This is a genomic window from Thermomonas sp. (assembly GCF_047606765.1).
Taxonomy (GTDB): domain Bacteria; phylum Pseudomonadota; class Gammaproteobacteria; order Xanthomonadales; family Xanthomonadaceae; genus Thermomonas.
The window spans coordinates 1-17,447 of record NZ_JASGED010000065.1 but is presented as its reverse complement, the minus strand read 5'-3'; the positions used below and the strand labels follow the sequence as shown (position 1 = coordinate 17,447).

General features: G+C 66.5%; 14 protein-coding genes and 3 pseudogenes. 9 read left to right on the top strand and 8 right to left on the bottom strand.

All coding sequences use genetic code 11. The annotated features are described in order from the left end of the window. From QM612_RS06300 to radC, 4 genes and pseudogenes are all read right to left on the bottom strand, one after another. Window positions 1–461, bottom strand: a pseudogene (locus tag QM612_RS06300) (sporulation protein); the annotation flags it as partial. Beyond that, a complete protein-coding gene (argS, locus tag QM612_RS06295) occupies window positions 461–2,164 on the bottom strand; it encodes an arginine--tRNA ligase (RefSeq protein WP_415253048.1) in 1,704 nt (567 codons plus the stop codon). The pseudogene QM612_RS06300 and the gene argS, both read right to left, overlap by 1 nt. 75 nt (window positions 2,165–2,239) lie before the next feature. Further along, the gene (locus QM612_RS06290) at window positions 2,240–2,755 is read right to left on the bottom strand and encodes an ORF6N domain-containing protein (RefSeq protein WP_415253047.1); all 516 of its coding nucleotides are present in this window, start codon (window positions 2,753–2,755) and stop codon (window positions 2,240–2,242) included. Between the two features lie 30 nt (window positions 2,756–2,785). After that, on the bottom strand, window positions 2,786–3,460 hold the full coding sequence (gene radC / locus QM612_RS06285; RefSeq protein ID WP_415253049.1) for a RadC family protein: 675 nt from the start codon (window positions 3,458–3,460) through the stop codon (window positions 2,786–2,788). 96 nt (window positions 3,461–3,556) lie between these two features. On the opposite strand from radC, the pseudogene coaBC reads away from it, so the two are divergent. From coaBC to QM612_RS06270, 3 genes and pseudogenes are all read left to right on the top strand, one after another. After that, a pseudogene (gene coaBC / locus QM612_RS06280) lies at window positions 3,557–4,770 on the top strand (bifunctional phosphopantothenoylcysteine decarboxylase/phosphopantothenate--cysteine ligase CoaBC). Then, window positions 4,771–5,238 (top strand): dUTP diphosphatase, encoded by a 468-nt coding sequence (dut, locus tag QM612_RS06275; protein ID WP_415253046.1) that lies wholly within the window; start codon window positions 4,771–4,773, stop codon window positions 5,236–5,238. A 13-nt stretch (window positions 5,239–5,251) separates the two neighbouring features. Next, a complete protein-coding gene (locus QM612_RS06270) occupies window positions 5,252–7,645 on the top strand; it encodes a phosphomannomutase/phosphoglucomutase (protein ID WP_415253045.1) in 2,394 nt (797 codons plus the stop codon). A gap of 48 nt (window positions 7,646–7,693) precedes the next feature. On the opposite strand, the gene QM612_RS06265 is transcribed toward QM612_RS06270, so the two are convergent. Continuing rightward, window positions 7,694–8,383 (bottom strand): hypothetical protein, encoded by a 690-nt coding sequence (locus QM612_RS06265; protein ID WP_415253044.1) that lies wholly within the window; start codon window positions 8,381–8,383, stop codon window positions 7,694–7,696. A gap of 32 nt (window positions 8,384–8,415) precedes the next feature. Next, a complete protein-coding gene (gene pyrE, locus QM612_RS06260) occupies window positions 8,416–9,072 on the bottom strand; it encodes an orotate phosphoribosyltransferase (protein ID WP_415253043.1) in 657 nt (218 codons plus the stop codon). A gap of 82 nt (window positions 9,073–9,154) precedes the next feature. Here pyrE and QM612_RS06255 point away from each other — a divergent pair, with 82 nt between their 5' ends. Genes QM612_RS06255 through QM612_RS06245 form a run of 3 tightly spaced genes read left to right on the top strand, consistent with a single transcriptional unit; the run spans window position 9,155 to window position 11,604 of the window. Further along, window positions 9,155–9,958, top strand: coding sequence for an exodeoxyribonuclease III (locus QM612_RS06255; protein WP_415253042.1), 804 nt, complete (start codon window positions 9,155–9,157; stop codon window positions 9,956–9,958). Continuing rightward, window positions 9,955–11,316, top strand: coding sequence for an AmpG family muropeptide MFS transporter (locus QM612_RS06250; RefSeq protein ID WP_415253041.1), 1,362 nt, complete (start codon window positions 9,955–9,957; stop codon window positions 11,314–11,316). Before QM612_RS06255 ends, QM612_RS06250 begins: the two co-directional genes overlap by 4 nt. A gap of 42 nt (window positions 11,317–11,358) precedes the next feature. Next, entirely contained in the window at window positions 11,359–11,604 is a 246-nt protein-coding gene (locus QM612_RS06245) for a hypothetical protein (protein ID WP_415253040.1), read from the top strand. A gap of 1 nt (window position 11,605) precedes the next feature. Here the strand turns inward: QM612_RS06245 and QM612_RS06240 are convergent, their stop codons facing one another. Further along, window positions 11,606–12,718 (bottom strand): anhydro-N-acetylmuramic acid kinase, encoded by a 1,113-nt coding sequence (locus QM612_RS06240; RefSeq protein ID WP_415253039.1) that lies wholly within the window; start codon window positions 12,716–12,718, stop codon window positions 11,606–11,608. Between the two features lie 28 nt (window positions 12,719–12,746). Then, entirely contained in the window at window positions 12,747–14,180 is a 1,434-nt protein-coding gene (locus QM612_RS06235) for a peptidoglycan DD-metalloendopeptidase family protein (RefSeq protein WP_415253038.1), read from the bottom strand. A gap of 180 nt (window positions 14,181–14,360) precedes the next feature. Between QM612_RS06235 and tyrS the strand changes: the two genes are divergently transcribed. The 3 genes and pseudogenes from tyrS to QM612_RS06220 form a co-directional block, all read left to right on the top strand. Further along, window positions 14,361–15,572, top strand: coding sequence for a tyrosine--tRNA ligase (gene tyrS, locus QM612_RS06230; protein WP_415253037.1), 1,212 nt, complete (start codon window positions 14,361–14,363; stop codon window positions 15,570–15,572). Between the two features lie 11 nt (window positions 15,573–15,583). Continuing rightward, window positions 15,584–16,975, top strand: coding sequence for a serine hydrolase domain-containing protein (locus tag QM612_RS06225; RefSeq protein ID WP_415253036.1), 1,392 nt, complete (start codon window positions 15,584–15,586; stop codon window positions 16,973–16,975). A 51-nt stretch (window positions 16,976–17,026) separates the two neighbouring features. Then, window positions 17,027–17,191: pseudogene (locus QM612_RS06220) on the top strand (tyrosine--tRNA ligase); the annotation flags it as partial. Window positions 17,192–17,447 lie beyond the last annotated feature (256 nt).

Sequence of the window (17,447 nt, the reverse complement as noted above, 5' to 3'; positions counted from 1 at the left end):
CCGACCGGTGGGGGCAGGGCGGCGGCATCGGCACCTGCGGCCACGGCTGCCGCAGCAGCGGCGGTTTCGCGTGCGGCGCGGGCTTGCGCCGCCGCTTCGGCGCGGGCGCTTGCGGCCAGTTCGGCATCGCTCATCGCCACTTCCTCGCCCGGCAGCAGGGTGTAGAAGTCGTACTGGGTCTGCTTCGGCTTGTTGTCCGCATCGACGGGCTTGGCGATGGTGCCGCTGGTGGGCGCGGTATCGGGCGCGATGGCTTCGCCGGCCTCGCTGATGGCAGCGGGCAGCGCGTCGGGGTTCGGCTTGGGACGGAAGAAGCCGTCGCCACCTTCGGATTTCAGCAGGCGCGGCACCAGCAGCACCGCCAGCAGGGTGACCAGCACGCCGATGACCAGCCATGCCCAGCCTGGCAGGCCGTTGGATTGGTTGCGTCGCGCCTGCGACTTGCCGCGTCGTGCCGCCATTACATGCTCTCCGGTGCCGATACGCCCAACAAGTCAAGGCCGTTGGCCAGAACCTGCCGCGTGGCCAGTGCCAATGCAAGCCGCGCATCACGCAACGCAGCGTCCTCAACCAGCACCGGCGAGGCGTGATACCAGCCGTGGAAGGCATTGGCGAGTTCGCGCAGGTATTGCGCGATCAGATGTGGTTCCAGCGTCGTGCCTGCGGCTTCCACCACTTCGGCATAGCGCGACAGTTCGCGCATCAGTTCCTGCGCCGGCGCATCGTCGAGCAGGTGCAGCGAGGCCGCGCCGTTGCCGGCATCGAACGCATAGCCCTTCTCGCCGGCCTGCCGCAGCAGGCTGCAAACGCGCGCGTGCGCGTACTGCACGTAGAACACCGGGTTGTCGTTGCTCTGCGAACGCGCAAGGTCGATGTCGAAGGTGAGCTGCGAATCCGGCTTGCGCGCGACCAGGAACCAGCGGGTTGCATCGCGCCCGGCTTCATCGATCAGATCACGCAGGGTGAGGTAGGAACCGGCGCGCTTGGACAGCTTCACTTCCTCGCCGCCGCGCATCACCGTGACCATCTGGTGCAGCACGTAATCGGGATAACCTGTGGGGATGCCGCAATCCAGCGCCTGCAGGCCCGCACGCACGCGCGCCAGCGAGCCATGATGATCCGCGCCGAGTTCGGTCACCGCGCGCTCATAGCCGCGCTGCCACTTGCTCAGGTGATAGGCCACGTCCGGCACGAAATAGGTGTAGGTGCCGTCGGACTTGCGCATCACGCGGTCCTTGTCATCGCCGAAGTCGGTGGTGCGCAACCACAGCGCGCCACCGTCCTCAAAGGTGTGGCCCTTGGCGATCAGCGTGCGCACGGTTTCCTCCACCTTGCCATCGGCGTACAGCGAGGATTCCAGATAGTAGGTGTCGAAGGACACGCCGAACGCGGCCAGGTCGTCGTTCTGCTCGCGGCGCAGATAGGCAACGGCGAACTTGCGGATGGCATCAGTGTCGTCGGCATCATTCTTGCCGGTGGTGACATGGCCTTCGACTTCGACCGAATCACCGCGCAGGTAGGCGGCAGCCACGTCGGCGATGTAATCACCGTTGTAGGCATCCGCCGGCCAGTCGGCATCGCCCGGCTTCACGCCCTTGGCGCGCGCCTGCGTCGAACGTGCGAGATTCTCGATCTGCACGCCGGCATCGTTGTAATAGAACTCGCGCTTCACGTTCCAGCCGTTGGCGGCCATCACCCGGGCGATGCAGTCGCCGATTACACCCGCACGTCCATGACCGACATGCAGCGGGCCGGTGGGGTTGGCGGACACGTATTCCACGCCCACGGTCTTGCCGCCGCCGCTGGCGTTGCGACCGAACGCCGCGCCTGCCGCGTGGATGTCGCGCACCTGCTGCTGCCACGCGGCGGGGGTCAGGTGAAAGTTGATGAAGCCGGGGCCGGCGATGTCCACCTTGGCGATGGCGTCCGAAGCCGGCAGCGCTTCGACCAGTTGCTGCGCCAGCGCGCGCGGATTGCCGCGCGCCGCCTTCGCCAGCAGCATCGCCGCGTTGGTGGAGAAGTCGCCGTGCGCGCGCTCCTTCGGTCGCTCGATCACGAAATCGGGCGAGGCAGACGTATCTGCATTGGAGCTGGCGGGCAGGGTGCCTGCACTGCGCAGGGCGGACAGACCCTGTTCGATCAGGGCGCGGAGCTGGGCTTTCACGAAAACTCGAAGCTGGGTTTCAAACGGTCGGGCATTGTACGCGATGGGGTCGCGGGCATTGGTCTGCTGCCTGGCCTACTTCGGCGTCACAAACCCGATCGGTCGCCGCTTGGGTTCGGGCGGGGTCATGAGCTGGCGAATGGCCTCGAACACGATCTTGAACTGGTCGTCGTATTTGCGTTCCAGCGCTGCCAGTTGGCGTGCCAGTTCCTTGTTTTCTGCAAGGATTCGGCGCATCCGCACGAATGCACGCATGATTTCGATGTTGACCGCGATTGCACGCGGACTTTTCAGCACGCCGGACAGCATGGCAACGCCTTGCTCGGTGAACGCATAGGGCTGATAGCGGCGCCCGCCCCAACTTGAGGTCACAATTTGTGACCTCAAGTTTTGCAGCTCGTCTTCGGATATCTGGAACATGAAGTCATCCGGGAACCGCTCGATATTGCGTTTCACGGCCTGATTCAGAACCCTGACCTCCACGCCGTAGAGCACCGCCAGATCGTCGTCGAGCATGACCTTCTCGCCGCGAATCCAGTGGATGCAGGACTCGATGCGTTCAAGTGGCTGCTCCGGTGCCTTGGTCGTCATGTCCTCATCTCCATGTTGGGTTCAGGCACCTCACACCAACCCCCGCTTCGCCATTGAAAGTGGTGGCCCGTCGCCGATCACGAAGTGGTCCAGCAACTTCACGTCCACCAGCGCCAGCGCCTGCTTGAGGCGAACGGTCAGGGCGCGGTCGGCGGCGCTGGGTTCGGGATTGCCGCTGGGGTGGTTGTGCGACACCATCACCGCTGCCGCGCCGTGCGCCAGCGTGCGTTCCACCACGGTGCGCGGGTGGATTTCGGCGCTGTCGATGGTGCCGTGGAACAGTTCCTCGCAGCCCAGCGAGCGGTAGCGGCTGTCGAGGTAGAGCACGGCGAAGACTTCATGCGCGCGTCCGCGCAGGCGTTGGGCGAAATAGACGCCCGCCGCGTCCGGATTGCCCAGTGCCTCGCCGCGTTCCAGTTGTGCGGCAAGGTGGCGATGCCCCAGCTCCAGTGCCGCCGCCAGCGCGCAGGCGCGGGCCGGGCCGATGCCGTGCAGGCGGGTCAGCGCCTTCGGTTCGCGGTCCAGCAGCGGGCGCAGGCCACCGTGTTCGGCCAGCAGGTCGCGCGCGCTGGTCACGGCGTCGCGGCCGGCGGTGCCGGAGCCAAGGAAGATCGCCAGCAGTTCGGCATCGGACAGGTTGCCGGGGCCATGCGCCAGCAGCCTTTCGCGGGGACGTTCGGTTTCTGGCCAGTCGCGGATGTGCATGTGGGCAGCGTGCATGGCGCGATCACGCGGCGGCATCGGCGAATGGGCCGGCATCGGGTAAGCTGAATGCCCACTCCACGGTCAGGGAATTGCCCGATGCATGCCGCCAACGGCAACCTGCGCGACCGCCGTGTGCTGCTGTGCGTGTGCGGCGGCATCGCCGCGTACAAGAGCGCCGAGCTGGTGCGCCGGCTGCGTGATGCCGGGGCCGAGGTGCAGGTGGCGATGACCGAAAACGCGCAGCGCTTCGTCGGTGCGCAGACCTTTCAGGCGCTGTCGCATCGGCCTGTGCGCAGTTCGCTGTGGGACGCATCCGCCGAGGCCGCGATGGGCCATCTGGAACTGGCCGGCTGGGCGCAGCAGGTGATCGTGGCGCCGGCCACCGCCAACACCATCGCAAAACTCGCGCACGGCATGGCCGACGATCTGGTGTCCACGCTGTGTCTGGCGACCGACGCGCCCATCGCCATCGCGCCGGCCATGAACCACCGCATGTGGCGGCACCCGGCCACGCAGGCGAACGTCGCCACCTTGCAGGCGCGCGGCGTGCAGGTGATCGGCCCGGACGACGGCCCGCTGGCCGAAGGCGAATCCGGCCCGGGGCGGATGGCCGAGCCGCTGCGCATCGTGGCCGAGCTGGGAGCCGGCGCATGAGCGCGTTGCTGGCGGGCCGCAGGCTGCTGGTCAGCGCCGGGCCGACCTATGAGGACATCGACCCGGTGCGTTTTCTGGGCAACCGCAGCAGCGGCAAGATGGGGTTTGCGATTGCGGCGGAGGCGGCAGCGCAGGGTGCCGAGGTGCTGCTGGTGGCCGGCCCCGTGCATCTGCCCACGCCGCCGGGCGTGCAGCGTGTCGATGTGCGCAGCGCGGCGCAGATGTTCGATGCAGTGATGGCTGGGCTTCCTTGCGATGCCTACATCGGCGCGGCGGCAGTGGCCGATTTCACCCCGCGCGCGGCGTCCGCGAACAAGCTCAAGAAGCAGCCGGGGCAGGACACCCTGACCCTGGAACTGGTGAAGACCCGCGACATCCTGGCCGAGGTCGCCGCGCACGCGCAGCGGCCTGCGCTGGTGGTGGGCTTCGCGGCGGAAACCGACAACGTGGCCGACTACGCGCGCGGCAAGCTCACGCGCAAGCGGCTGGACATGATCTGCGCCAACCGCGTGGGCCAGCAGGGCAGCGGCTTTGAAAGCGACGACAACGCGCTGCTGGTGATCGACCACGCCGGCCAGCGCGCGCTGGGCCCGGCACCCAAGGCGGAACTGGCGCGCGACCTGCTGGCACTGGTCGCGGCCAGGCTGGAGAACTGAATGCACGCGGCTTCGCACATGTTGCAGGTGAAGGTGCTGGATGCGCGCTTCGGCGCGCAATGGGAGCTGCCGGCCTATGCCACTGAACACAGCGCCGGCATGGACCTGCGCGCCGCGCTGGATGTGCCGCTGGCACTGGCACCGGGGCAAACCGCGCTGATCCCGTCCGGGCTTGCCATCCACATCGGCGATCCGGGGCTGTGCGCGGTGATCCTGCCGCGCTCCGGGCTGGGCCACAAACACGGCATCGTGCTGGGCAATGGCACCGGCCTGATCGATGCCGACTACCAGGGGCCACTGATGATCAGCACCTGGAATCGCAGCGACGCGGCGTTCACCATCCAGCCCGGCGACCGCATTGCCCAGCTGGTGTTGCTGCCCATCGTGCGCGCAGTGCTGCAAGTGGTGGATACTTTCGGGGAAAGTGCGCGTGGCGAAGGTGGCTTCGGCCATACCGGCGTGCGCTGACTGGGGAATGCAGATGGCTCTGTTCGGCTTGGGTGGCAAGAAGGACGAAGGCGACGGCGACGAGGTGCGGCGCAAGCTGCAGATCGACCCGGCGCAGGCGGCGCGTTCGCTGCCGCTGCTGGTGGCCCTGCTGCTGGCGCTGGGCGTGTGGTGCCTGTTCGCGGGCGGGTTGCGCCTGCGCGATGACGCCCGCCATCAGAACCTGGAGATGGCGCGGGACGATGCGGTATCGGCAGTGCGGCGCACGCTCAACGATGAACGCCAGCAACTGGCGAAACGGCTGGCATCCGAAGGTTTCAAGACGGCGCTGGCGGCGGACGATCATGCGGCGGCGCTGGCCGTGCTGAAGAAGGACTGGGAAGGCCTCAAGCGTGCCGAATTGTGGCCGGCGGACATGAACGCGCTGTACGACGGCTTGCCGGGCAAGGGCTTTGGCACGCTGGCCGTGTCGGAGGCGGCGCTGTTGGAAGGCAAGCCACAGGCGCGGATCGTGCGCAACGGCAGCGAGCAACAGCTGGCGCTGGCGGCACCCGTGAACGGCAAGGTAGGGCCGATGGTGGTGTATCTGGAACTGCCGCTGACCCGCATGCTCAGTGGGGTGGAAGGCCCGGTGGTGCCGGAAAAGACCTATCTGGCCCTGCGCCAGGGTAGCCGCAGCGTGATCGAGCGTGGTGATACCGCACTCAACAATGCCGCCGAAGCGATGGCGGCGAAGGTGCCGGACAGCGACCTGCGCATTGCCGCCTCGGTGCCCGATCCCGCTGCCACGCCATTCCAGCTGGGCGGCATGGCATCGGTGGGGCTGGGCAGCATTCTGGTATTGCTGGCGGCGTGGCTGTGGGTGATCGTGCGCCCGCGCTTGCTGGGCCGGCGTGGCGGTGTGGCCGCAGAGGTCGAAGGCCCGACTCTGGCCGAATTGCAGATCGAAGCGCCGCCGGTTGATCGCCGGCCAGTACCGGTGGAAACGACGGAAGCGCACGAGCGCCTGCTTGGTGACATCGAACCGGAGCTCCCGCCGCGAGGCCCGGTGGTCATCGACCATCGCATCTTCCGCGCCTACGACATTCGCGGCCAGATCGGCCTGTCGCTGGATGCCGGCGTGGCCGAACTGATCGGCCAGGCCATCGGCTCGCTGATGGCCGACCAAGGGCTGGAGGACATCGTGGTCGGTCGCGATGGTCGCCTGTCCGGCCCCGAACTGGCGCAAGGCCTGATTACCGGCCTGCGCAAGGCCGGTCGCAACGTCATCGACATCGGCATGGCACCCACGCCGGTGGTGTATTTCGGCTGCTACCACCTGCGCACCGGCTGCGGCGTGTCGATCACCGGCAGCCACAATCCGCCGGATTACAACGGCTTCAAGATCGTGGTCGGCGGCGAAACCCTGTCCGGCAAGGCGATCACCGACCTGCACGCACGCATCGCCGATGACCGCCTGCTGGACGCGGACGTGCCGGGTGCGCTGAACGAGCGCAGCATCGGCAACGAATACGTGCAGCGCATCGCCAGCGACATCCAGATCGGCCAGCGGTTGAAGGTGGTGGTGGATGCCGGCAATGGCGTGGCCGGCGTGCTGGGCCCGCGCGTGCTGGAGGCTATCGGTGCCGATGTGACGCCGCTGTTCTGCGAGATCGACGGCAACTTCCCCAACCACCATCCCGACCCCAGCGAGCCGCACAACCTGGAAGCGCTGGTGCAGATGGTGCAGCGGCTGGATGCCGACCTCGGCATCGCCTTCGATGGCGATGGCGACCGCCTGGGCGTGGTCACCAAGTCGGGCAAGTACATCTTCCCGGATCGCCTGCTGATGCTGTTTGCCGCCGACGTGCTGGAGCGCAACCCCGGCGCGGTGATCGTGTACGACGTGAAATGCACCGGACGCCTGCCTGCGCACATCCTGCGCCACGGCGGCAGCCCGCTGATGTGGAAGACCGGGCATTCGCTCATCAAGGCCAAGATGCGCGAAACAGAAGCCGAGCTGGCCGGCGAGATGAGCGGCCACTTCTTCTTCGCCGAGCGCTGGTTCGGCTTCGACGATGGCATCTATGCCGCCGCGCGCCTGCTGGAAATCCTCGATGCCGGTGGCCAGCCAGCGGAGGACGTGTTCGAAGCCCTGCCGGACGGCGTCTCCACGGCGGAAATCAAGGTGCCTGCGCCGGACGACGACCCGCACGGCTTCGTTGACCGTTTCCGCATCATGGCCAGCTTCGAGGGCGCGCGGCAGACCAGCATTGACGGCATCCGCATGGACTGGGCGGACGGCTGGGGGTTGGTGCGCGCCTCCAACACCACGCCGGTGCTGGTGATGCGGTTCGATGCCGACAGCCCGCAGGCGCTGGCCCGTATCCAGAAGCTGTTCCGTGAGCAATTGCTGGCGCTGGATCCCACGCTGGAACTGCCGTTCTGATATGTCACCACGGGCAGGCGCAATGCCTGCCCGCTGCGCGAATGCGGATCAGCTTTGGGCGGCTTCCGCTGCCGGCTGCGGTGCCGCGGTGTCTTTGGCTTCGCCCTTCATCTCGCGATAGCGGCGCACCGAATCCAGCAACTCACGCTTCAACGCGGCGCGGTCTTCCTCCTGCGCCGACAGGATCTGCCGCTGCCGCAGCAGTTCTGCATGCTGGCCGCGGATGGAATCGGTCAGTCGCTTGGTCACGGGCGCGCCGGCCAGTTCCTGATCGCCGGCCTGCCGTAATTCCGACAGCAGGCTCAGGCGCAGGCCGCCGATGCCCATCTTGCTCGACTTGATGGTTTCGTCCAGCAGCGAAATGCGTTCGCCGTAGGCGCGGCGCAGGTCGTTCTCGGTCGTGTACGAATCCACCATCGCCAGGTCGCGGCGCTCCTGCGCGGCGATGGCCTCGGCCTGCTTGCGCGCAGCGGCGGCGGCGATTTCGGCGGCGGTGCGTTCGTCATCGGTCAGCGCGCGATCCACGCGCCCGGTGGTCATGCCGCTCTTGGTGCTGATCTCGGTGCGCGCGCTGTTGGCGGCGGAAGCCGGCAGCGCATCGCCGCAGACCTTCTTGCCGCCTTCGTTCCAGCAGTAGATCTTCTTGCTGGCGGCGGGTTTGGCCTGCGCGAGCGCCTGCCCGTGGTGGAGCAAGGTCAGCGCGATGGCGATACCGGCGATTGCACGCAATTGCGACATGACGGCCCCTCGTGGCGGTCGTGTTTCGGGATTCAGGCGATACCGTAGCGCGCGCGGTAGGCGAGCAGGGCATCGCGATGCTGCCCAAGTTCCGCGCTTTCGCCGGCGAATGCAAGCAGGTCGGCCAGCCCGGCCACCGCCACCACCGGGATACCGTGTTCGCGCGTCACCGCCTGTGCTGCGGATTCGCCCGCGTCCTCGCGCACGCGCTCCTGCCGGTCCAGCGCAATCACGATACCGGCAGGCGTGCCGCCCGCCTCGCCGATGATCGCCAGCGCCTCACGGATGGCAGTGCCGGCGGTGATGACGTCATCGACAATCAACACGCGCTTGCTGGCCAGTGGCGCGCCGATCAGCGTGCCGCCTTCGCCGTGCGCCTTGGCTTCCTTGCGGTTGAACGCCAGCGGCAGGTCGCGCCCACGGCGGGCGTATTCGCAGGCCAGCGCCGTCGCCAGCGGGATGCCCTTGTAGGCCGGGCCGAACAGCAGGTCGAAGTCGAGCGCCGCGGCATCCACCGCATCGGCATAGCAGGCGGCAAGCCCGGCCAGCGCTGCGCCGGAATCGAAGCGCCCGGCATTGAAGAAGTACGGGCTGATGCGCCCGGACTTCAGGGTGAACTCGCCGAAGCGCAGCGCCTGCGCGCGCAGTGCCAGTTGCAGGAAACGGGTGCGGTGGTTGGCGTCGCTCATCCGGCAATTCTCCCACGCGCCGGACTGTCGCGGCAGGTGGCGCATGGGCTACGCTGCGGCCTTGCTCCGGACAAGGGATCGCATGCGCATCCTCAGCTTCAACGCCAATGGCCTGCGCTCGGCGGCCAGCAAGGGCTTCTTCGACTGGTTCGCCGGGCAGGACATCGACGTGCTCTGCCTGCAGGAAACCAAGGCGCAGGCGCATCAACTCACCGATGCCGTGTTCCGCCCCGCAGGTTACAAGGCGTGGTTCAAGGACGCATCGACCAAGAAGGGTTACAGCGGCGTTGCCATCTACAGCCGGCGCGAACCGGACGAAGTGCGCACCTCGCTGGGCTGGGCACCGTTCGATGACGAGGGCCGCTATATCGAGGCGCGCTTCGGGAACGTGAGCGTCGTGAGTTTCTACATCCCCTCCGGCAGCTCCGGCGAATTGCGCCAGGGCTTCAAGGAGGAAGTGATGGACTGGTTGAAGCCGATCATGGACAAGTGGCTAACCAGCGGCCGCGAATACGTGCTGTGCGGCGACTGGAACATCGTCCGCGCGCGCAACGACATCAAGAACTGGACCGGCAACCAGAAGAACTCCGGCTGCCTGCCGCACGAGCGCGCATGGTTGAGCGGGATGATTGCCGATGGTTGCCACGATGGCCTGATCGTGCCGCCGCAGCACGGCTGGAAGGATGCCTTCCGGGTGGCGAAGCCGGATGCCGTCGAATACTCGTGGTGGTCGCAGCGCGGTGCCGCGCGCGCCAACAACGTCGGTTGGCGCATCGATTACCAGATCGCCACGCCCGGCATCGCGGCCAGCATCCGCTCGGCGGAGATTTTCCCGGAGCCGAAGTTCTCCGACCACGCGCCGTGTCTTGTGGAGTACGCCGAATGAGCACCGATGCGCCGCGCCGCACCACCACCCGCGATGTGCTGCGCGCGCTGCGCCAGCCCAAGGTGCTGGCGATGCTGCTGCTGGGCTTCTCGTCCGGCCTGCCGCTGTATCTGGTCGGCAACACCATGGGCTACTGGATGCGCGAAGGCGGCAGCGAGCTGTCGGCGATCGGCTTCCTGTCGTGGGTCGGGCTGGCCTACACGCTGAAGTTCCTGTGGGCGCCATTGCTCGACAAGACCAATGTGCCTTTGCTAGGTCGATTGGGGCACAGGCGCGGCTGGATGCTGCTGTCGCAGCTCGTGGTTGCCGCTGCACTGGCGGGCATGGCGATCGTGCAGCCGGAAGGCGGGTTGGTGCTGTTCGGCGCGATGGCACTGGTCGCTGCGTTTGCCTCGGCCACGCAGGACATCGTGATCGATGCCTGGCGCATCGAGATTGCCGACGACACCGAGGAACTCGGGCTGCTCACCTCGGGCACCCAGATCGGCTATCGCACTGCGCTGCTGGTGACCGACGCGCTGATCCTGATTCTGGCCGCACACATTGGCTGGGCACCTTCGTATTGGGTGATGGTCGCGCTGATGGGCGTGGGCGTGCTGGCTGCGTTGTTCCTTGCGCGCGAGCCGCGTGCATCGCAGGTAACCGATGCTGCGTCGCATGCTTCGTTGTGGACGCTGTCCGGATTGTTCGATGCCATCGTCGGGCCATTCCTCGCGTTCTTCCGCACCCACGGCAAATGGGCGCTGCTGATGCTGGCGGCGATCAGCCTGTATCGCCTGCCGGATTTCGTGATGGGGCCGATGAACAATCCGTTCTACGCGGACATCGGCATCAGCAAGGCGTTCGTTGGCGAGGTGCGTGCCTCGCTGGGGTTGGCTGTCTCGGTGCTGGGCATCGCCGCTGCCGGTTTCAGCGCGGTGCGTTTTGGTTTCGTGCCGACCTTGCTGGCCGGTGCGATCCTTGGCCCCGGCTCCAATGCGGCGTTCGCATGGGTAGCCTGGGCCAATGGCGACTCTGGCGTGTTCATCGCGGCGATGGCAATCGACGGCTTCGCCACCGGGTTTGCCGGCACCGCGCTGGTGGCCTACATGTCCAGCCTGACCAGCATCGGTTACACCGCCACGCAATATGCGCTGCTCAGTTCGTTCTATGCGCTGCTTGGCAAGGTGTTGAAGGGCTTTTCCGGGGTCGCGGTGGAGTGGTTGCAGGCGCGTCACGGCGTGGCCGGTGGCTATGCGCTGTTCTTCATCGGCACGGCGCTGGCGGGCTTGCCGGCGTTGCTGCTGTGCCTGCTGCTGGCGCGCCAGCTGCGCGTGCGGGTGGCGGCACGGCTTGCCGATGGCGGGCAGACAGGGTAGATAACGTACTGCGTTCCCCCGCGCAGCATGGAAACCCCTGTCATGACCGATCTCACCATCCACAACATCCGCCCGAAGCTGGATGAACGCATCCGCCGGTTGGCGGAACTGCAAGGCTTCACCGTTGATGCCGTTGCCACCGAAGCGCTGACCATCGGCATCGATGCCATCGAAGACCGCGTGCGCAAGCATCTGCTCAACACCCGCGAGCAGGTTGCGTTGAAGCAGGCCATCGAGCAGATCCAGAAGGTGCCGGATGCGGCCTTCGGCATGATCGGCCGCAAATAACTCAGGCCGGATACAGCGCGCCCAGCACGCGCGGGCCGGCGGCGCCGGTCACGGCGGGCAGGTTGCCGGGTTGTCCGCGCAGGAACGCGCGCGCCAGCCAGGCAAACGCCATCGCCTCCACGAAATCCGGATCCAGCCCGTGCAGTACGCTGGATTCGATCGCAGCTTTCGGCATCGCCTCGGCCAGCGCGGCGATCAGCAGTGGATTGTGTACGCCGCCACCGCAGGCGATGACCCGGCGCGTGCCGGGCTGCGCCGCGCGCAGGGCATCGGCCACGCTGCGCGCGGTCAGCGCCAGCAAGGTGGCCTGCACGTCGGCGGGTGATTCGTCGCCGCGCAGTTTCGACATCACCCAATCCAGATGGAACTGGTCGCGCCCGGTTGATTTCGGTGGCGGCAGCGCGAACCACGGCTCGTCCAGCAGCCGGGCCAGCAGCGCGTTGTCGATGCGGCCCTGCGCCGCGAATGCGCCACCTTCGTCATAAGGCTTGCCGGTGTGGCGCAGGCACCACGCATCCATCAGCCCGTTGGCCGGGCCGGTGTCGAAACCACGCACCGCGCCACGCGCCGGCAACAGGGTGAAATTGGCGATGCCGCCCAGGTTCAATACGGCGCGGTCTTCGCCGGCATCGTGCAGCACGGCGGCGTGGAAGGCCGGCACCAGCGGCGCACCGTGTCCACCGGCCGCCACGTCGCGGCTGCGGAAATCCGCCACCACCGGCAGCGCGCAGCGCTCGGTGATGCTGGCCGGATCGCCCAGTTGCAGGGTGAACGGCGCATCGCCATGCGGGCGATGCCGCAGGGTCTGCCCGTGCGAGCCAATCGCGGCGATGTCATCGCGCGCCACGCCACTGTCGCGGATGACTGCAAGTGCGGCATCGGCAAACGCGCGCCCGATCCGCACGTCCAGTTCGCCCACTTCGTCCAGCGTCAGCGTCGACGCTTGCTGGCCCAGCGCCACCAGCTTTTCACGCAATTCCGGTTGCCACGGGCTAGTGCGCCCGAACACCAGTTCCGGGCGTGCATGCGCATCGTCGTCATGGAAACGCACCAGCGCGGCATCAATGCCGTCTGCGCTGGTGCCGGAGATCAGGCCGAGATAGAGGGAAGGCATGCGATGCAGTATCGCATCGCCGGCGGCATCAGCCCTTCTTCTGCGGCGCTGCGGTTTTATCCGTGCTGGCCAGACGGCTGTCGTCGTCCAGCTGGAACACGATGTCTTCCACCTCGCGGATCTTGTCCAGCGCGCGGCGGGTTTCGTTCTTGAACGCCACCAGCGCCTCGCCCTGCAGCGGCGTTGGCGGTGGCAGGGTCATCTTCAGCGGGTTCCTGTGGACGCCGTTGACCCGGAACTCGTAATGCAGATGCGGGCCGGTGGACATGCCGGTGCTGCCCACGTAGCCGATCACCGTGCCCTGCGCCACGCGCTGGCCCGGCCGGATCTTGGCGAAGCGCGACATGTGCCCGTACAGCGTAGTCTTGCCGCCGCCGTGGTTGAGGATTACCGCATTGCCGTAGCCCCCCTTGCGGCCCACGAACTCCACACGTGCGTCGCCGGCGGCCATGATCGGCGTGCCGGCGCCGGCGGCGTAGTCGATGCCCATGTGCCCGCGCATCCGCCCGAGCACCGGGTGCTTGCGCACGCCGAAGCCGGAGCTGATGCGTGCATACGGGATCGGCATGCGGATGAAGGGGCGCTTCAGCGAGCGGCCATCCGGCGTGAAGTATTCCGGTTTGCCGTCGCGCAGGTGGCGGAACGCGCTCTTTTGCTTGCCGTCCACGGTGAAGGTCGCGGCCAGCACCGGGCCGGTCTTCACCAGTTGCCCGTTCTTCCAGGTCTGATCCACCACCACGCTGAAGCGGTCGTCATCGTCCAGATCGGAATCAAAGTCGATGTCGTACTTGAACATCTCGTCGGTGAGCTGGTTGAGCTGCGCGCTGCCAAGGCCCAGTTTGCGTGCGGAGGCAAACAGCGAGCGCCCGACTTCACCGCTCAACACCACGGTACGGGTGGTGATTTCCATCGGCAGTGCCCGCTCACGCAGGGCATCGCCGTCAAACTCCAGTTCGATGGCTTCCTCGCCAATCCCGATACCAGCCTCGAAGCGCATCGCGCGCACGCTGCCGTCGGCAGGCAGGTTGAAGCTCATCACCGTGCCAGGCCGCAGCTTGCGCAGCGCCGGCTTGATCTTCGGGTGCTGCATCACCTTTTCGAGCTGGTCGTAGGGGATGCCCAGTTCTTCGAACACCCCACTCAAGGTCTGGCCTTTCTTGAGCGTGACCGATTGCCACCGATCCTGATTGCTGCCCTGCTTGCCCAGCTTGGGCAGGCCCAGCGACAGGGTCATGCGCTGCGCATTTTGCGCGCCGCCTTCAAGGGCAGTGGAAAAGCCGGGCACGATAGCGGCCAGCAACACGCCGATGGTGGCGATCAGGCTGGCATGCGCCCAGTCGCGGCGCGTCCAGCGACCGGCGTTGAAGGGATGCGGGATGGAACGGGAAGCGGGTACATCCGCATTGGCGCGGGCGCGTTCCAGATTTTCCCGGCGCACGGCGTCGTGGTGCGAATCCGTCATGTGTATCGTCCCCATTGCTGTGACGAATGCGTCAACGCGCTACCATAGTCATGCGAAGAACATGCGTCAACTCGTTGAATCTTCGAATGTTTTTCAATGTCACGGTTTAACGGTCAGTTAACGCGGCCGATTCCCCATTCATAATCACGCGCATCACAGCGTCGCCCAGAGAGTTGTCCCGTGTCCGAATTGCAGCAAGCCCTCGACCTGATCGCCCGTGGCAGTGATGAAATCCTCAAGCGCGAGGAACTCGAAGCGCGCCTCAAGCTTGGCCGTCCGCTGCGGGTCAAGGCGGGTTTCGACCCGACCGCGCCCGACCTGCACATCGGCCACACCGTGCTGCTCAACAAGATGCGGCAGTTCCAGGATCTCGGCCATCAGGTGATCTTCCTGATCGGCGACTTCACCGGGATGATCGGCGACCCCACCGGCAAGAACGTGACCCGCAAGCCATTGACCCGCGAAGACGTGCTGGCCAACGCCCAGACCTACGCCGAGCAGGTGTTCAAGGTGCTGGATCGCGACAAGACCGAGCTGCGCTTCAACAGCGAATGGTTCGGTGCGATGACCGCCGCCGACATGATCCGGCTGGCCGCGCAGCACACGGTGGCGCGCATGCTGGAGCGCGACGACTTCGCCAAGCGCTATGCCGCGCAGCAGTCCATCGCCATCCACGAGTTCCTGTATCCGCTGGTGCAGGGCTATGACTCGGTGGCGCTGAAGGCTGATGTCGAACTCGGCGGCACCGACCAGAAGTTCAACCTGCTGATGGGCCGTGGCCTGCAGGAGCATCACGGCCAGCCGCCGCAAATCGTGCTGACCATGCCGCTGCTGGAAGGGCTGGATGGCGTCAACAAGATGAGCAAGTCGCTGGGCAATTACATCGGCATCGCCGAGCCGGCCATCGACATCGTCACCAAGACCATGAAGATCGGCGACGACTTGATGTGGAAGTGGATCGAACTGCTCAGTTTCGAAATCGGCGTCGATGAAGCCCGCGCATTGCAGGCGGATGTCGCCGCCGGCCAGCTCAATCCGCGCGACGTCAAGCTGCGTTTGGCGCGTGAACTGGCGGCGCGTTTCCACGATGCCGCCGCCGCCGAAACCGCCATCACCGGCTGGCATGCCGCCGTGCGTGGCGAGGGTGATCTGTCCTCACTGCCGCTGCAGGACGTGGCGGTACCGGCGGAAGGCTTGCGCATCGCGGCGTTGCTGGTGGCGGCGGGCCTGATGCCGAGTAATTCCGAGGCCAACCGCAAGCTCAAAGAGCGTGCAGTGCGCATCGATGGCGAGGTGTTCGAGGACGCATCGCGCCTGTTCGCGCCGGGCTTCGAGGGCGTGCTGGCGGTGGGCAAGCGCAACTTCGCCCGCATACGACTACGGGCGACCTGAGGCCTGCACACATGTCGCGGCGCGCAGGGTGGTTGCTGGGCATGGCGTTCGCGCTTGCGGGGGTTGCCGCGGCATGGGTGGTGTTCCGTCCCGACCTTGCGTTGCGCGTTGCTACCGGCACGGTGGCGCACGACCTGTGTTCGGAGACCTTCGTCAGTGGGCAGGAGCCCGCCGTGGTCTATACGGAGAGCCTGCGTCCGCGCCCGGGTTTCGGGCTGGTGGCCTGGGGCATCGGCTACCAAGTGGATCGCCGCATTCGTGAGGTGGCGGCATCCTTCCTCGGCGTTGCGCATAGCCGGGCTGTGTACCGTGATGGCGTGGGTTGCGCGTTGGTCTATCCCGGCATCGCCGATGCCCGGATTGCGGGCGTATCGACGCATGCCTTCGACGAGGAAACGTCGCCTGTCGAGCCGCAGTCCGCGCCACTGTCGGCCGCGCTGGACGCTGCTTTCGCCGAACCTGTGCATGGGCCGCTTCGCCATACCAAAGCGGTGGTCGTGATGCGCGACGGGCACATCATTGCCGAGCGTTATGCGCCCGGCTATCACATCGACACGCCGGTGCTTGGTTTCAGCATGAGCAAGTCCGTGCTCAATGCGCTGGTTGGCGTGCTGGTGCGGCAGGGGCGTCTGCAGGCGCAGGCGCGGGCACCGGTCGCAGCCTGGGCAAGCCGCGGCGATCCGCGCCGGGCGATCACCATCGAACAACTGATGCGCATGCAGAGCGGCCTCGCGCTGGACGAAACCGGCAGCGGCTTCGACCCTTCCAATCGCATGTTCTACACGGAACCGGACATGGCCGGCTATGCCATGCGCGCGCGCCTTGCCGCGACGCCGGGCACGCGCTGGGCGTACAGCAGTGCCAGTACCCAGTTGCTCGCCCGCATCGTGCGCGACCACGCGGGAGGCGATGCGCGATCCGTCCAGGACTTTGCCATGCGCGAACTGTTCGCACCGCTTGGCATGCGCCATGTGGTGATGGAAATGGATGTCACCGGGACACCGGTTGGCGCGCACTACATCCTGGCATCGGCGCGCGATTGGGCGCGTTTCGGCAATCTCTATCTCGATGATGGTAGTGCCAACGGCCGGCGCATCCTGCCGTCGGGTTGGGTGGGGTTTTCGGCGCGCCAAACCGTCGGCACCGACTACGCCTATGGTGCCGGCTGGTGGACCAATCGCGGTGGTGGCCATCGCTTGGGCCACATCGATGGCGCGCCGGACGATGCGTTCTTCGCTTTCGGCAATCTCGGGCAGCGCATTGCGGTGGTGCCATCCGAAAGGCTGGTGGTCGTGCGCTTGGCGCGTGCGCAGTCGCCAACCGGCGACAACGAAGGTTTCGGCCGGCTTGTTGCCGAAGTCATCGCGGCCAGCCGGGCATCAGCATCGCCAGCAAGGCCATGAAGACAGGCGACGGCTTTGATGTGGAAGCGGGTCGAATTGCCCGGCTTCCACATCGCGCCCGGCAATTCCGAGGGCAGCCGCAAGCTCAAGGAGCGTGCAGTGCGCATCGATGGCGAGGTGTTCGAGGACGCATCGCGCCTGTTCGCACCGGGCTTCGAGGGCGTGCTGGCGGTGGGCGGCAAGCGCAACTTCGCCCGCGTCCGCCTTGTTGCCGCTGACCACGCCCCTGAAAACGTCATCAGCGCCCAGTGCGGGCTTGCCAAGGCGACGGGCGCTTCGCTAGAATCATTGACCCGCTTCCGGAAACTGCCGCAAGGCATCGGAACGGCAAAAACCCCCGCGCATGGTGTTGACAGACCCTAAAAGTCTTGTATGATGTGCGGCTCCCTCGGGCAGAAGTGATTTCTTCCTGGGGCGGACAAGGCGCTGAGGCCAAGTCCTTCGATCTTTGACAGTGTGCGCAGGTAACTTG

Excerpts from the sequence above, each read along its gene's own strand:
- QM612_RS06290 (WP_415253047.1), bottom strand. The coding sequence starts at position 2,755 with ATGACGACCAAGGCACCGGAGCAGCCACTTGAACGCATCGAGTCCTGC.
- radC (WP_415253049.1), bottom strand. The coding sequence starts at position 3,460 with ATGCACATCCGCGACTGGCCAGAAACCGAACGTCCCCGCGAAAGGCTG.
- dut (WP_415253046.1), top strand. The coding sequence starts at position 4,771 with ATGCACGCGGCTTCGCACATGTTGCAGGTGAAGGTGCTGGATGCGCGC.
- QM612_RS06270 (WP_415253045.1), top strand. The coding sequence starts at position 5,252 with ATGGCTCTGTTCGGCTTGGGTGGCAAGAAGGACGAAGGCGACGGCGAC.
- QM612_RS06265 (WP_415253044.1), bottom strand. The coding sequence starts at position 8,383 with ATGTCGCAATTGCGTGCAATCGCCGGTATCGCCATCGCGCTGACCTTG.
- pyrE (WP_415253043.1), bottom strand. The coding sequence starts at position 9,072 with ATGAGCGACGCCAACCACCGCACCCGTTTCCTGCAACTGGCACTGCGC.
- QM612_RS06255 (WP_415253042.1), top strand. The coding sequence starts at position 9,155 with ATGCGCATCCTCAGCTTCAACGCCAATGGCCTGCGCTCGGCGGCCAGC.
- QM612_RS06250 (WP_415253041.1), top strand. The coding sequence starts at position 9,955 with ATGAGCACCGATGCGCCGCGCCGCACCACCACCCGCGATGTGCTGCGC.
- QM612_RS06245 (WP_415253040.1), top strand. The coding sequence starts at position 11,359 with ATGACCGATCTCACCATCCACAACATCCGCCCGAAGCTGGATGAACGC.
- QM612_RS06240 (WP_415253039.1), bottom strand. The coding sequence starts at position 12,718 with ATGCCTTCCCTCTATCTCGGCCTGATCTCCGGCACCAGCGCAGACGGC.
- QM612_RS06235 (WP_415253038.1), bottom strand. The coding sequence starts at position 14,180 with ATGACGGATTCGCACCACGACGCCGTGCGCCGGGAAAATCTGGAACGC.
- QM612_RS06225 (WP_415253036.1), top strand. The coding sequence starts at position 15,584 with ATGTCGCGGCGCGCAGGGTGGTTGCTGGGCATGGCGTTCGCGCTTGCG.